Here is a 14,765-nt window from a genome sequence, read left to right on the forward strand (position 1 = left end):
ACTTGCTTAACGTGAAATTTCTTCATGATCAATATGCGCTTCCTTCACATAGCAAAAAGCGGAGGTTAACCCTCCGCTTTTATGTCGTTCATTTCGAATTATTTCAGCAAGGATGCGATGCGATTCAAATCAGATAACAAAGCACCTGCAGTCACATCTCGCCCTGCACCAGGACCACGGATCACCAGCGGATTCTCGCGATACCATTGACTTTCAATGGCAAAAATATTGTCACATGGCAGCAAGTTGGCCAACGGATGATCTTCCGGAAGGACTTCAATGCCCACGCGCGCTTTGCCGTTTCGGGTCAGACGTGCCACATAACGAAGAACGCCATTTTCCTTCTTCGCTTCATCTAGCCAGTCTTCTAACGTGTCATCGAGCAAATAACTCCCATCAAGAAAGTTATCCAGCGACAGTTGTGCCAATGCATCGGGCACCAAAGATTGCACTTGAACTTGCTCAGGCTCTAGTTCAAGACCAGACTCGCGCGCCAAGATGACCAACTTGCGCATAACATCCGCACCGCTGAGGTCTTCGCGTGGATCTGGCTCAGTCAGGCCTTGTTGCCATGCTTGTTCTAGCAGCTCGCTAAATTTCACTTCACCGTTAAATTGCTGAAAAAGCCACGACAAGGTGCCAGAGAAAATCCCCGACAGGGCAGTAATTTGATCGCCGCTCTCGCGCAGATCTCGCACGGTATGATTAACGGGTAAACCTGCCCCGACAGTGGCGTTATAAAGCCAGTAGCGACCTGTTTTCGCGAAAGCATCTTGCACCTGATAATAAAGTTCGCTACTCGCAGAGCCAGCCACTTTGTTGGCAGAGATTAGGTGATAGCCATGTTCTGCCAAATCGGAATACTGTGCCGCTAATGGCGCGCTTGCAGTCACATCCAGCACCACAATATCGTCATACGGATGATTGAGCAGATTAACCAGCCACTCTGTTGCGTCATACGGCTTAGCATGCTCGCTAAAGTGCTCCATCACGCGATCCGCATCGATACCCTTGAAATCGACCCACTGCAGATGGCTATCCTGCACTGAGATCAACTCAAAGTTCATACCGTGACGTTTTTCGAGTGCGCTTTTTTGCTCACTGAACAGTGACAGCCAGCGACTGCCAATATTTCCTTTGCCCAGCAGCACAAGCCCAATTCGACGCTGAGCTTGGAACAAGGCACGGTGAATATCTGCCACCAATGACGCAGTGTTCGTTTTGCGTAGCAAAGCCGCAATGCTCAAGCCACTGTTAGACTCACAAATGAACTCAATAGGTTGGCCTCGCAACTGCTGGTAGAAACCGTGGCAATGAACAGGATTCCCTGTCACACCCGCACCAACGGCTGCCACCAAGCTAAAGCCTTCGCGCAAACGAATGTCCGCTGGAATACCTGCATTCTGTAGCTGCTCCAACACACTGTTGACGACTTCTGCGGTATAGGCCAATTGAATGCGATGCTGATCAGCGCTGGCGGAAGACGCTAGAGGCTGAATTTGATTGCGCGTGAGTAGTCGCTCAATGTCACGGCGCGCAACGCTGAAATCATGAGAGCGCGGAACGTCGAGCTGAAGCAGACACACGTCGTTGAGTGAGGTGATAATTTTCGCGCCACGACCTGATGCGAGTACGCGTTCAATGCGCGTAGAACCTGATTCTGGGTCATAGCTGCAGCGAAGATTTAAATCAATACAGCTCTGTGCAACAGGCTGAAGGGTGCGAGTATGCAGCACGGGTGCAGCAAGGCGAGCCAACTCTGCGGCTTCATCAAGACGAAGCAAAGGAAGCAAACACGCATCCCCTACCAAGCGAGGATCCGCACTGAAAACACCGGCTACGTCACTCCATATCGTCACGCGGCTAACATCCGCTAGCGCGCCGATAATCGTGGCAGAGTAATCAGAGCCATTGCGACCAAGCAACACGGTTTCACCGTCTGCGTTTTGCGCCATGAACCCGGTGATCACAATGCGACGTTGAGTATGCTGCACCAACTGTTCTTTAAGCAGCGGCCATGAACTGGCGCGATCCACTTCTGGCTGAGCGGCACGCTCGGCACGTAAGAAACTGCGTGAGTCGAGTTTGACGGCAGGCATATCAAGCTGAGTCAGTAACGCTGACAACAAACGGGCTGACCATGCTTCACCGAAACCTTGCGCCCAAGCGCGTTGGGCAACATTCAGAGGATTCTCTGCCGTTTGCGCCATCGCACTAAAGTCTTGATATAAAGCATCAACCAAGGCTTGTTTTTGCTCACCTTCAATCAAGTTTTCAATCAAGTCTTGTTGATATTTACGCAAGCTTTGCAGGGTTTCATGGGCCAGACGCCCATCTTTATCTAGCAAGGACAACCATTCGATCAGACGATTGGTCGTTTTACCTGCGGCTGAAACGACGATAATATCTGTCGCACCACTATATTGCGCCAGAATTCTCGCCACGCGGCGAAAACACTCTGGATCGGCAAGGCTGCTGCCGCCAAATTTATGTAACTGGCGGGACTGCGACTGCTGAGGGGATACGACTTCAACCGCGCTCATTACTGATTCTCTCTCACTTTATCGAATGCTTGTTTCAGGTCGGCGACCAAATCCGTATGATCCTCCAGACCGATAGATAAACGCAATAGGGTTGCAGCGATACCTGCTTCGGCCTGCGCTTCATCAGACATAGCGCGATGCGTCATTGAACCAGGATGCGTCACTAGGCTTTCAACGCCACCAAGCGACTCAGCCAAAGAGAAGAGCTTTAGTGAACCTAGGAACAATTTCAGTTCACTTTCGCCGCCTTTAAGCTCAAAGCTCAACATGCCGCCGAACCCTTTTTGTTGTTTTTTCGCAATCTCATGGCCCGGATGCGCCGGCAATGATGGGTGATAAATCACATCCACCAGCGATTCTTGTAATAAGTATGCCAACACTGCTGCGCTGTTTTCTTCATGCTGACGCATTCTCGCGCTCAAGGTACGAAGGCCGCGCAGCGTCATATAACTATCAAAGGCATTGCCTGTCGCGCCAATGCAGTTGCCCCACCACTTCAGCTCGTCAGCCAATGTTTGCTCTTTGGCAACCACCACGCCACCGACCGTATCGGAGTGACCATTAATGAATTTGGTGGTGGAGTGCACCACAAAGTCTGCGCCAAGGTTCAATGGCTGTTGCAATACAGGTGACAGAAAGGTGTTATCAACCCCTACCCAAGCACCCACGGCATGGGCTTTCTGGCTTATTTGTTCAATATCAACCACGCGCAGTAGCGGATTTGATGGCGTTTCAATCCACACGAGTTTCGGCTGTTTAGCCAACGCCGTTTCTAACGCTTCAAGATTAGACTGATCGACGAACTCAACCTTAAACGCCCCTTTCTTGGCGCGAGAATCAAACAAGCGATACGTGCCGCCGTAGCAATCATGAGGCGCAACAATCAAATCATCAGGGCCAAGCAGAGAAAGCAACAGGTTAATCGCGGACATACCGCAGTTGGTCACCACCGCACCTGCGCCGTTTTCAAGCTCGGCCAGTGCCGTTTCCAACAGGTTGCGGGTCGGGTTACCACCACGAGCATAATCGTAGGTCGGGACAGAACCAAACTCAGGGAATTCGTAATTAGTAGAAAGGTAAATAGGAGGAACCACAGCATTGTGCTGAGAATCTGTGGTGATGCCAGTGCGTACGGCAATCGTGGCTGACTTCTTGTCGCTCATGGTGTCTTTCCCTGTCAAAATGCGATCATAATACGAGCAGATAGCGTCAACCTTAACCACTCAAAAGCAAGACGTCAATACTTCTGGACGTCTATATGTCTTTACATGTAGCGGTTAATATCGCTAAAATTCGAAATTCATCCAACCTGGGCATCATGCTTCCGGTGTTGACAGCGATTTATCAATGAAACTGCTTAGAAGGTGCACGATGGCAGAGTGGAATGGCGAATATATTAACCCTTACGCCGAGCACGGTAAAAAGAAAGAGCAAGTAAAGAAGATCACCGTCTCTATCCCTCTGAAAGTGCTTAAAATCCTAACAGATGAGCGTACACGTCGACAGGTCAATAATTTACGACATGCGACGAACAGTGAACTGTTGTGTGAAGCGTTTTTACATGCTTACACGGGACAACCACTGCCAACGGATGACGATATTCGTAAAGACAAAGCGGATAGCGTGCCTGCCGAAGTGAAGCGCATCATGAAAGAACTTGGCATCGATTTTAATGACGAAGAATATTAATTTCGTCATCGTAATGACAAAAAAACCAGCCGATTGGCTGGTTTTTTTATAGCAGTTTTAAAAGGAAGGAAGCACGCGGTAATTTCTAGCACGCGATTCATTGCTATAACGCACTGTCTTCCTCTTTTGTGTTTATTGTCTGCCCATTACTTATCAGACATATAGTTTTCAGGCATGTCGATACGTGCAACGCCTGACTCTACTGCCGCAACCGCCACCGCTTTGGCTACGCGTGGTAGCAAACGTGGGTCCATCGGTTTAGGAATAATGTAATCTTTGCTAAAGCTGAGCTTATCCACACCCGCCGCTTTCAACACTTCCGCAGGAACAGGCTCTTTCGCCAGCATGCGAATGGCGTCAACGGCAGCCAGTTTCATTTCGTCATTGATTCTGCTTGCGCGCACATCGAGCGCACCACGGAAAATGAACGGGAAGCACAGCACGTTGTTTACTTGGTTTGGGTAATCCGAACGGCCCGTACCCATGATCAAATCGTCACGCACTTCATGTGCCAATTCTGGTTTGATTTCTGGATCTGGGTTTGAACACGCAAAAACAATGGGCTTATCAGCCATGAGTTTAAGCGCTTCTGGTGGCAACAAGTCTGGGCCTGATACGCCAAGGAAAATGTCCGCACCTTCAATCACATCTTCAAGCGTACGCTTGTCAGTATTGTTAGCGAACAATTGTTTGTATTCATTGATGTCGTCACGACGCGTGTGGATCACGCCTTTGCGATCCAACATGTAAATCTTCTCACGCTGCGCACCACATTTGATCAGCAGTTCCATACAAGCAACCGCGGCAGCACCTGCGCCTAAGCAAACAATCACGGCTTCACCGATCTCTTTGCCCTGAAGCTCTAATGCATTCAGCATACCTGCTGACGTCACGATCGCTGTGCCATGCTGGTCATCATGGAATACTGGTACGTTACAACGTTCAATCAACTGCTTTTCGATCTCAAAGCAATCTGGCGCTTTGATATCTTCAAGGTTAATGCCGCCGAAGGTGTCTGAGATATTCGCGACAGTATCAACGAACTCTTCAATGGTGCGGTGCTTCACTTCGATATCAATCGAATCAAGACCTGCAAAACGTTTGAATAGAAGCGCTTTACCTTCCATGACAGGTTTAGAAGCCATTGGGCCTAAGTTACCTAAACCAAGAATAGCCGTGCCGTTAGAGATAACCGCAACCATGTTGCCTTTCGCCGTGTATTTATAAACGTTATCGGCGTCGAGTGCGATTTCACGAACTGGCTCTGCCACACCTGGGCTGTATGCCAACGCAAGATCTTCAACCGTATCTGCTGGTTTGGTAAGTTCTACCGAGATTTTGCCTGGTACTGGATAAGCATGATAATCCAGTGCCTGTTGGCGTTTGTCTTCAGACATTTCTGTTTTCCTGACTGTATTAGTTATTGGCTGATTAATCTTATTGCTAGCCGAGCCCACAAGCATAGGTAAAGGCAAGCAAAAATGTGCGGAAATACATTTCTTTGGGCGAATGGTTGCCGTCACTTTGGTGACAAATATCACTCACGCAGAAACGCGATCCGTCTACCCCAAGCAATTGATATAGCAACAAAGCAATTCGCAAGTACTCTTATCTTGAGTGTAGTGAATTTTACAATAGATAAGTGTGTGCAATGTCTATGACGCCAAGAGGTCAATTACATTAGAAATTAAAGGAATTATTTGAATGTTAACGCAGCGAGAGTAGCAGGGCTATCGGTTCGCTTAGATAAACTGGGATAGTCTACCTGTACTGAACCAGTGAAAAGGTCTTACAAGCTGTAACAGCCATAAAAAAAGGGTGCTTTCGCACCCTTTTTTTGTCGAGCCGGCAATATTACTTGCTGCCCAATGCACCGAAACGCTTGTTAAAGCGGTCAACACGGCCACCAGTATCAACAACACGTTGCTTACCAGTGTAGAATGGGTGGCATTTGTCACATACGTCCAGGTTAATATCTTTACCTAGAGTAGTGTTGAATTCAAAAGTGTTGCCGCATGAACATTTTGCAGTTACTGCAGCGTATTCTGGATGGATTCCAGCTTTCATAGGGATAACCTCTAATATAGGCCGTGTCGCTCTCCCGAGCCTATCGGGCACCACACGTCGTTAACAAACAAATTGTAAGGCGCGAAATTCTAATCAAGGAGACCTGTGATAGCAACTTTTTTGTTCAATTGATTTACGGTTCACGATTCCACCCTTTCACTGCGTCATTCAAAAGAAAACACTTCGCACACTTTGCGCGCCTGTTTCCCATAGGTACACTGTCGCCATAACTTGTCTCTCTACCTAAGACGCTAGCACCTCATGATCCCAACCATAGCCCAAGTGGCGTTACCCGTTCCTTTGCACAAGACATTTGATTACCTTATTGGTAAAGATATGCCTGTCGTAGGCGGACGCGTTCGCGTGCCCTTTGGCAAACAATATAAAGTGGGGGTTGTGGTCGCACTGACCGATCAATCTGACTTCGATGTGGCTCAACTCAAGCCCATCAATGCGGTGTTAGATAACACACCTCTTTGGCCCCCTTCTTTATATAAAGTCTTAAATTGGGCGAGCCGTTACTATCAATACCCCTTAGGTGATGCACTAGCGACCGTCATGCCAGGTGGCCTAAGAAAAGGTAAACCTGCACATCGCGAACGCGAGCGCATGTGGCAGCTCACAGAAGCGGGGGAAAATCAGCCACTCACCGCATTGACCCGCGCACCCAAGCAGGCCCGAATCCTAACGATGCTGCGCAGCGGCTCCATGGCGCATAGCGATCTGCTTGATAGCGACCTCACTGCTGCCGTGATAAAAGCGGCGGAAGAAAAAGGCTGGATCGAAACAGTACAAAATGTCCGTGCCAAACCATGGGCATCAAGCTATCAAATGGTTGAAGACAAACCCACCCCCAATCACGAACAGGCATTGGCGGTAGCCACCATCAATGCCAGCCCTGAATTTGGCTGTTACTTGATTGAAGGGGTAACAGGCTCAGGGAAAACAGAGGTCTATCTCAATGCGCTCGAACCGGTTCTGGCACGTGGTCAGCAAGCACTGATTCTGGTACCCGAAATTGGTTTGACGCCGCAGACGATCAATCGCTTCAAACGCCGTTTTAATGTGCCCGTTGAAGTGATGCATTCCGGTTTAAATGACACCGAACGCCTCAACGCCTGGCTCGCCGCCCGAGACAACGAAGCGGCCATCATTATTGGTACTCGCTCTGCCTTGTTTTCGCCGTTCAAATCGCTCGGCATCATCATTGTTGATGAAGAGCACGATGCATCTTATAAGCAGCAGGACTCTTTTCGCTATCACGCCCGTGATCTTGCCGTTATGCGCGGTCATGAAGAAAACGTGCCTGTGATACTTGGCTCTGCTACACCATGTTTAGAAAGCTTACACAATGCCAAAACCGGCAAATACCATCATCTCACCTTGTCCATTCGAGCGGGGAACGCCATCAAAGCCAAACATGGTGTGCTCGATATTCGTGGCTTGTATTTAGAATCTGGGCTTTCAGCCCCCTTGATTGCCGAGATGCGCAAGCACCTTTCTGACGGCAATCAGGTCATGCTGTTTTTGAATCGACGCGGTTACGCACCAGCACTTATGTGTCATGAATGTGGTTGGCTGGCGGAGTGTAAACGCTGCGATGCGTATTACACACTACACCAGCAGAGCAACGAACTACGCTGTCATCACTGCGGCACACAGCGCCCTATCCCCCATCAGTGTGGCCAATGTGGATCAACGCAGCTTATCGGTGTCGGTGTCGGTACAGAGCAACTCGAAGCGCAACTGGCAACGCTATTTCCAGAGTTCAAAACGATTCGAATTGATCGCGACAATACCCGTCGCAAAGGCGCACTAGAAGCCTACTTGGATGCCATACACAAGAAGGAATATCAAATTCTGATTGGCACCCAAATGCTGGCGAAAGGTCACCATTTTCCTGATGTCACCTTGGTGGCACTGGTGGATGTCGACAGCGCCTTATTCAGCAATGACTTTCGCGCTCCTGAGCGTTTAGCACAATTGTTTGTGCAAGTTGCCGGTCGCGCAGGACGCGCCAGCAAACCAGGGTTTGTCTTACTGCAAACTCACCACCCTGAACATGCCTTGTTGCAATTGCTTGTTCACAAGGGTTACGACAGCTTTGCCGCGGAAGCGCTAATTGAACGTCAGCAAGCCAATCTGCCACCGTACAGTTTCTTTGCACTGTTTCGCGCCGAAGCCAACCACAGCGATCAGGTTGAACAGTTTCTTCAACAAGTACGAACCATCCTTGATGCGTCTCCCGTTCCTGACGATGACTGCGCCGCCATGGGCCCTGCCCCAGCACCGTTGCCACGACGCGCGGGGCGCTTCCGTTGGCAATTGATTTTTCAAGCACCTAACCGACGGATATTGCAACAAAGATTGTCAGCCGCGTTGTCCGCCATTCGCCAATTACCTTTGTCGAAGAAAGTGCGCTGGTCACTGGATATCGAACCTCAAGATATGAGCTGAACAGATTTCATTCGCTTAAGCCGACTAAGATCACAGTATTCTTGTAATAACTGTTAACATGACCATGTTTAATACATCGCCATCAGATTAAGATATGGCCTGTTAACAAAAAAGTCTTATTGCTGAAGTTCCCTCACGGGAAGCATTGCCAATCATAACGAGCAAGAGGAATAGCACTATGGCGACAATGAAGGATGTTGCCCATCTGGCTGGCGTCTCTACGGCGACAGTTTCGCGTGCGTTGATGAACCCGGAGAAGGTATCAGCGTCGACCCGCAAGAAAGTCGAGCAGGCGGTGATGGAAGCGGGCTATAGCCCTAACTCGCTCGCAAGAAATTTACGTCGCAATGAATCAAAGACCATTGTGGCCATTGTTCCAGACATTTGTGATCCCTATTTCACAGAGATCATTCGTGGCATCGAAGAAGCGGCCATGGAGCACGGTTATTTAGTGCTACTTGGTGACAGCGGACAGCAAGCAAGCCGCGAAAGCTCATTTGTGAATTTGGTGTTCACTAAACAAGCTGATGGCATGCTCCTTTTAGGTACCGATCTCCCTTTTGACGTCAGCAAACCTGAGCAAAAGAACCTACCACCTCTCGTGATGGCCTGTGAATACGCACCAGAACTAGAGCTGCCTACGGTGCATATCGATAACCTAACCGCAGCGTTTGAAGCCGTGAATTACCTGACTCAGGTCGGTCACAAACAGATCGCGCAGATCACAGGTGATCCTAATGCGGCACTGACGCAATTTCGCGTTCAGGGCTACCAACAGGCTCTGCGTCGCGGCGGCGTGACAGTGAATCCCGCCTATACGGTTGCTGGTGATTTTACTTTTACGGCAGGTGCGAGAGCAATGACGACCTTATTGTCACTGCCAACCCCTCCTACCGCAGTGTTCTGTCACTCTGATGTCATGGCCATTGGTGCACTTCAACAAGCCAAGCGACTGGGTTTTCGTGTTCCACACGATATCTCTATCGTCGGTTTTGATGACATCCAGTTTGCCGAGTATTGTGACCCCGCACTAACCACAGTTTCTCAACCACGCTATGATATTGGCCGTCAAGCCATGCTCATGTTGTTGAAGATACTAAAAGGCAATGATGTGCAGGCAGGTTCACGTTTGCTCGATGCACAACTGGTGATCAGGGAAAGTGTGGCACCGCCATCACGTTAAACTGACAAGCTAGGTACTGGCGCGCTTTCGAGCAAGCCAGTACCATGTAGCCCCAACTCGCAGAAAAAGATACCCGAATCAGTGGCAACCCGAGATTATGTCAAACGCGGAAAAGCACCGCGTAAACCCACCCGAAATGCCAAGAAGCCACCGCCTAAACAGGGTTTCCCGTTTAAGTGGGCGTTGATCGCAGTGGCGTTGCTGGCCGGCTTTGGCTATGGTCTCTACTTCCTCACCACCAGCGAACCGCCAACCCAACCTGAGCCACCGAAAACGGTGACTAAGCCAGCAACCAAACCTGTCAAGCCTCAGAAGAAAGAGGAAAAAGTCATTCCTCCCAAGCCTGAAGAGCAATGGAGTTACATCGAAGAGCTGGAAAATAAACAAGTTAAGGTTGAAGCCAATGAGCAGGAAGTGTCGAGCCGTCCGTATTTGATGCAGTGCGGCGCTTATCGCAGCGCGAGTCAAGCAGACGAACGCAAAGCCATGATTGCCTTCCAAGGCTTAGAAAGTCATATCAAAGCCAGCCAAGGCGAAAAAGGCATTTGGTATCGCGTCGTTATGGGGCCTTATCCGCTGAAGCGTGAAGCCGAGCGTGACCGAAACTTGCTGCGCCGTGCAGGTATTGAACCTTGCGCCATCTGGTATTGGGACTGATTTACCTTTCCTCGTAAAGAAAATATGGGTAAAGCCGGACATCTCACGGCTTTACCCTTGAATTTGTGTTTTCCCATCCCCACCTTTGCTTTTAACAACCCATACTGGTTTCAGCCAGAGCGCTAAATCAGAGAGCAAAGAAGAGGTTCTTCCGTGACGACTATCGTTTCTGTTCGCCGCAACGGCAAAGTAGTAATCGCCGGTGATGGCCAAGTGTCACTGGGTAATACCGTAATGAAAGGCAATGCCCGCAAGGTTCGCCGCCTTTACAACAATAAAGTATTGGCAGGCTTCGCTGGCGGCACTGCAGATGCCTTCACCCTATTCGAACGTTTCGAGCGTAAGCTGGAAATGCACCAAGGTCACCTGACCAAAGCCGCGGTTGAACTCGCTAAAGATTGGCGTTCTGATCGTGCACTGCGCAAGCTAGAAGCCCTGCTTTGTGTGGCTGATGAAACCGCTTCCCTGATCATCACTGGCAACGGCGATGTGGTTCAGCCAGAGCACGATATGATTGCTATTGGCTCAGGCGGTAACTTCGCACAAGCTGCTGCTATTGCCCTGCTTGAAAACACCGATCTAGATGCACGCGAAATCGCGGTAAAATCTCTGACCATCGCTGGCGACATCTGTGTCTTCACCAACCAGCACCACACCATTGAAGAACTTGATTACTAAGCAGGATCCCAGCATGTCTGAAATGACCCCACGCGAAATCGTGTCTGAACTAGACCGTCACATTATCGGTCAAACTAAAGCCAAGCGAGCCGTTGCTATCGCGCTGCGTAACCGTTGGCGTCGTATGCAGCTTAACGAAGATCTGCGTGCCGAAGTTACCCCAAAGAACATCTTGATGATCGGTCCTACCGGTGTTGGTAAAACCGAGATCGCTCGTCGTCTAGCCAAACTGGCCAACGCACCGTTCATCAAAGTCGAAGCCACCAAATTCACCGAAGTGGGCTATGTGGGCAAAGAAGTGGAAACGATCATCCGCGATCTGACTGACGTCGCGGTGAAAATGACCCACCAGCAAGCCGTAGAAAAAGTGAAGTTCCGCGCTGAAGAATTGGCTGAAGAACGCATTCTGGATGTCCTACTGCCGCCACCGCGCGATGCATGGGGACAATCAGAAGAACCAAAGCCGGATTCAAACACACGCCAAAGCTTCCGTAAGAAAATCCGCGAAGGCAAATTAGACGATAAAGAAATCGAAATCGATGTTGCCGCTCCGCAAATGAGCATGGAAATCATGGCCCCGCCGGGCATGGAAGAAATGACCAACCAATTGCAGGGCATGTTCCAAAACCTCGGTGGTGGCAATACGTCTAAAAAGCGCAAAATGAAGCTTAAAGACGCGCTAAAAGCCGTGACAGAAGAAGAAGCGGCGAAACTGGTTAATCAAGAAGAATTGAAAGACCAGGCAATCCACATGGTAGAGAACAACGGTATCGTCTTTATCGATGAAATCGACAAGATCTGTAAGCGTGGCGAAAGCTCAGGCCCAGATGTATCACGTGAAGGTGTTCAACGTGACCTGCTTCCACTGATTGAAGGCAGCACGGTTTCTACTAAACACGGCATGGTGCGTACTGACCACATCCTGTTTATCGCATCAGGCGCATTCCAAGTGGCAAGCCCGTCTGATTTGATCCCAGAATTGCAAGGTCGTCTGCCGATCCGTGTTGAACTGGAAGCGCTATCTGCCGCTGACTTCCAACGCATTCTTGTTGAGCCTAATGCTTCGTTGACTGAGCAATACTCAGCGCTGATGGGGACTGAGCAATTCAATCTAACCTTCACGCCAGATGGCATTGAAGAGATCGCTAACGCAGCGTGGCGCGTCAACGAGCGTACCGAAAACATCGGTGCTCGTCGTCTACACACTGTGATGGAGCGTTTGGTTGATGAGGTTTCATTCGACGCGAGCGAGCGTGGTGGTGAGTCCGTTGAAATCAACGCAGAATACGTGCGTAGCTGTCTAGAAGAGTTGGTTGACGACGAAGATCTCAGCCGCTTTATTCTGTAATCACACAGCATCAATCCAAATGGGGTGGCTTAGGCTGCCCTTTTTTATTGCCTTTGCTTTGCCTTGTTTATTGCTTTTATTTCGCCATCAAATTCAGTTAATCCCGCACTTGCATTGCCCAACGAAGTAAAAAAACCAATAATGAAGCCAGTTATCACACACGCTCTTTTGGTTATGTCCTCATCCACATTCAAAACTTGGCTTGATGCCGCACGCCCTAAAACATTGCCGTTGGCTGTCGCATGTATCTTGTGTGGTAGTGCTGTCGCCGCACAGACCGCGCATTTCTCGGTCGTATTGACTGTGCTCGCACTTATCACGGCGCTGCTACTGCAGATCCTATCTAACCTCGCCAATGATTATGGCGATGCAGTAAAAGGGACCGACAACGAGGCGCGTCTCGGCCCTAAACGCGCCATACAGCAGGGGCTCGTTACGCCACACACCATGAAAAAGGCCATGGCACTCAATGTATGCCTCACAATAGGTGTTGGCGCAGCCTTGGTTTTTAGTGCTTTTGATAATGCCACCGACATAGCGAGCTTCATGGGGTTAGGCGCGCTCGCGATCCTTGCGGCTATTTGCTACACCGTGGGCAATAAGCCTTACGGTTATCAAGGGCTCGGCGATCTGTCCGTGTTGATATTCTTCGGTTGGCTAGGCGTAGCCGGCACCTATTACCTGCAAGCCGGTACACTCGATTCAGTCATACTCTTGCCTGCCACTGCCTGTGGTTTGCTCGCTGTTGGTGTGCTCAACATCAATAATCTTCGTGATATCGACAACGACAGCGCATGCGGTAAGTACACGTTGGTGGTGAGAATGGGCCCAAAGTGGGGGCGCGCCTACCATCAAGTCTTGTTAGTCGCCGCCTATATCTGCTTTGCTTTGTTTGCATTGATCGAGCAAAGTGGCATAACAGGATGGTTATTTTTGCTTTCACTGCCGCTGGCCATCAAACATGGACGCTCGGTTTGGGGGTCGAAAAATGGTGAGACACTGCGCCCCATGATGGGAGACATGGTTAAAGTTGCGCTTTTAACCAACGTGCTGTTTGCGGCTGGCATCCTACTTCACTAATACACGGGAATGGCAGCAAGATGATTTGTGTTGTCAGTCATTGCAATGCCCGACCTTGTCGTTATACTTTTTCGCATAGGGTGGCGCCCGACACCATCTGGGTCGCCGCAAATTTGCCTTAGGGCCACGTTACGTCCAAAAGAAGAAGTCTGATTATGGAATACAATACCTCAGAGCTGTGTGACATGTACCTGGATCAGGTTGATGTGCTAGAACCTATGATGAGCTCTTACGGCGGTCGTAGTTCTTTTGGCGGTCAAATTACTATCGTTAAGTGCTTTGAAGACAATAGCGTGATCCGAGAGGTAGCCGAGCAAGATGGCACGGGTCGCGTGATGCTGATTGATGGCGGCGGCTCTCTACGCCGTGCATTGATTGATGCAGACATTGCCGCACTAGCAGCGGAAAACAACTGGGAAGGTCTGGTAGTTTACGGTTGCGTACGTGACGTTGATTCTATCGACGAGATTGATATTGGCATTCAAGCATTGGCCTCTTTCCCAGTTGGCGCTGAAAGCCTCGGGGTTGGCGAAGTCGATGTACCGGTTAACTTTGGTGGCGTGACTTTCATTCCGGAAGATCATCTGTACGCCGATAACACTGGCGTTATCTTGTCTCAAGAGCCAATCGATATTGAGTAGTGAGATCAATTGGCGTCACAATCAATTGCGACGCCAACAAATCTTTATGCCAGCGCTCAAAGCACGCCATTGCTGACGCGCTCTAAGGCAATACTGCCACATAGAAAAACAGAGCCCATAGGCTCTGTTTTTTATTCTACTTCTTCAATCTTACCAAGCAGGCTGCGAATGCGGGTCTGCCAAGCATCCTGATCGGCGCGAAGGCGAGCATTTTCCTGCTCTAGTGCGTCACGGCTTTCACGCACCGACTCTGACTCACGACCCAAGGTTTCGTTTTGTTCTTTTAACTCTTCAAGTTCCATCTGAAGCAGAGAAATGGTATCTACTGCCATTTGAACTTTGGCTTCAAGCTGCTCTAAAATTTCCAATGACATCAAGGCCACCTATGTATTCCAACGTCTAAGCGCAAATGCGCAATCTTC

Annotated in this window: 13 protein-coding genes; 8 read left to right on the forward strand and 5 right to left on the reverse strand. The window is 49.6% G+C overall.

Annotated elements, in window-relative coordinates; all coding sequences use genetic code 11:
- Positions 1-98: 98 nt before the first annotated feature.
- Both AB8599_RS14730 and AB8599_RS14735 read right to left on the reverse strand, forming a co-directional pair.
- Complete coding sequence (locus AB8599_RS14730; RefSeq protein ID WP_407331616.1) at positions 99-2,543, reverse strand: bifunctional aspartate kinase/homoserine dehydrogenase II; 2,445 nt, start codon at positions 2,541-2,543, stop codon at positions 99-101.
- On the reverse strand, positions 2,543-3,706 hold the full coding sequence (locus AB8599_RS14735) for an O-succinylhomoserine (thiol)-lyase (RefSeq protein ID WP_407331617.1): 1,164 nt from the start codon (positions 3,704-3,706) through the stop codon (positions 2,543-2,545). The genes AB8599_RS14730 and AB8599_RS14735 overlap by 1 nt, the downstream gene beginning before the upstream one ends.
- A gap of 208 nt (positions 3,707-3,914) precedes the next feature.
- Between AB8599_RS14735 and metJ the strand changes: the two genes are divergently transcribed.
- Positions 3,915-4,232: a met regulon transcriptional regulator MetJ gene (gene metJ / locus AB8599_RS14740; protein ID WP_407331618.1), complete on the forward strand. Its 318-nt coding sequence runs from the start codon at positions 3,915-3,917 to the stop codon at positions 4,230-4,232.
- A gap of 146 nt (positions 4,233-4,378) precedes the next feature.
- Here metJ and AB8599_RS14745 read toward each other — a convergent pair whose 3' ends face one another.
- Positions 4,379-5,629: a malic enzyme-like NAD(P)-binding protein gene (locus AB8599_RS14745; RefSeq protein ID WP_407331619.1), complete on the reverse strand. Its 1,251-nt coding sequence runs from the start codon at positions 5,627-5,629 to the stop codon at positions 4,379-4,381.
- A gap of 457 nt (positions 5,630-6,086) precedes the next feature.
- Positions 6,087-6,299, reverse strand: a complete 213-nt coding sequence (gene rpmE / locus AB8599_RS14750) for a 50S ribosomal protein L31 (protein ID WP_016961944.1) — start codon at positions 6,297-6,299, stop codon at positions 6,087-6,089.
- A 261-nt stretch (positions 6,300-6,560) separates the two neighbouring features.
- On the opposite strand from rpmE, the gene priA reads away from it, so the two are divergent.
- The 7 genes from priA (at position 6,561) to rraA (ending at position 14,343) form a co-directional block, all read left to right on the forward strand.
- Positions 6,561-8,756, forward strand: coding sequence for a primosomal protein N' (gene priA / locus AB8599_RS14755; protein ID WP_407331620.1), 2,196 nt, complete (start codon positions 6,561-6,563; stop codon positions 8,754-8,756).
- A 154-nt stretch (positions 8,757-8,910) separates the two neighbouring features.
- Positions 8,911-9,939 carry a DNA-binding transcriptional regulator CytR gene (gene cytR, locus AB8599_RS14760; protein WP_407333238.1) on the forward strand — a complete coding sequence of 343 codons (1,029 nt, stop codon included), beginning with the start codon at positions 8,911-8,913 and terminating at the stop codon, positions 9,937-9,939.
- Between the two features lie 81 nt (positions 9,940-10,020).
- On the forward strand, positions 10,021-10,596 hold the full coding sequence (locus AB8599_RS14765) for an SPOR domain-containing protein (RefSeq protein WP_407331621.1): 576 nt from the start codon (positions 10,021-10,023) through the stop codon (positions 10,594-10,596).
- Between the two features lie 153 nt (positions 10,597-10,749).
- Positions 10,750-11,274, forward strand: a complete 525-nt coding sequence (gene hslV / locus AB8599_RS14770) for an ATP-dependent protease subunit HslV (protein WP_407331622.1) — start codon at positions 10,750-10,752, stop codon at positions 11,272-11,274.
- Between the two features lie 13 nt (positions 11,275-11,287).
- Positions 11,288-12,622 (forward strand): HslU--HslV peptidase ATPase subunit, encoded by a 1,335-nt coding sequence (hslU, locus tag AB8599_RS14775; protein ID WP_274164482.1) that lies wholly within the window; start codon positions 11,288-11,290, stop codon positions 12,620-12,622.
- Between the two features lie 174 nt (positions 12,623-12,796).
- Entirely contained in the window at positions 12,797-13,702 is a 906-nt protein-coding gene (locus AB8599_RS14780; RefSeq protein WP_407333239.1) for a 1,4-dihydroxy-2-naphthoate polyprenyltransferase, read from the forward strand.
- Positions 13,703-13,857: 155 nt separating this feature from the next.
- Positions 13,858-14,343 (forward strand): ribonuclease E activity regulator RraA, encoded by a 486-nt coding sequence (gene rraA / locus AB8599_RS14785; protein WP_407331623.1) that lies wholly within the window; start codon positions 13,858-13,860, stop codon positions 14,341-14,343.
- Between the two features lie 131 nt (positions 14,344-14,474).
- On the opposite strand, the gene zapB is transcribed toward rraA, so the two are convergent.
- Positions 14,475-14,717, reverse strand: coding sequence for a cell division protein ZapB (gene zapB, locus AB8599_RS14790; RefSeq protein ID WP_407331624.1), 243 nt, complete (start codon positions 14,715-14,717; stop codon positions 14,475-14,477).
- Positions 14,718-14,765 lie beyond the last annotated feature (48 nt).

The sequence above is a fragment of the Enterovibrio litoreus genome (genome assembly GCF_045679545.1).
In the GTDB taxonomy this organism is placed as follows: Bacteria; Pseudomonadota; Gammaproteobacteria; order Enterobacterales; family Vibrionaceae; genus Enterovibrio.

What these genes read in the sequence shown, in the direction of transcription:
- priA (WP_407331620.1), top strand. Translation starts at nt 6,561, where the DNA reads ATGATCCCAACCATAGCCCAAGTGGCGTTACCCGTTCCTTTGCACAAG.
- AB8599_RS14735 (WP_407331617.1), bottom strand. Translation starts at nt 3,706, where the DNA reads ATGAGCGACAAGAAGTCAGCCACGATTGCCGTACGCACTGGCATCACC.
- AB8599_RS14745 (WP_407331619.1), bottom strand. Translation starts at nt 5,629, where the DNA reads ATGTCTGAAGACAAACGCCAACAGGCACTGGATTATCATGCTTATCCA.
- AB8599_RS14730 (WP_407331616.1), bottom strand. Translation starts at nt 2,543, where the DNA reads ATGAGCGCGGTTGAAGTCGTATCCCCTCAGCAGTCGCAGTCCCGCCAG.
- zapB (WP_407331624.1), bottom strand. Translation starts at nt 14,717, where the DNA reads ATGTCATTGGAAATTTTAGAGCAGCTTGAAGCCAAAGTTCAAATGGCA.
- rraA (WP_407331623.1), top strand. Translation starts at nt 13,858, where the DNA reads ATGGAATACAATACCTCAGAGCTGTGTGACATGTACCTGGATCAGGTT.
- AB8599_RS14780 (WP_407333239.1), top strand. Translation starts at nt 12,797, where the DNA reads ATGTCCTCATCCACATTCAAAACTTGGCTTGATGCCGCACGCCCTAAA.
- rpmE (WP_016961944.1), bottom strand. Translation starts at nt 6,299, where the DNA reads ATGAAAGCTGGAATCCATCCAGAATACGCTGCAGTAACTGCAAAATGT.
- metJ (WP_407331618.1), top strand. Translation starts at nt 3,915, where the DNA reads ATGGCAGAGTGGAATGGCGAATATATTAACCCTTACGCCGAGCACGGT.
- hslU (WP_274164482.1), top strand. Translation starts at nt 11,288, where the DNA reads ATGTCTGAAATGACCCCACGCGAAATCGTGTCTGAACTAGACCGTCAC.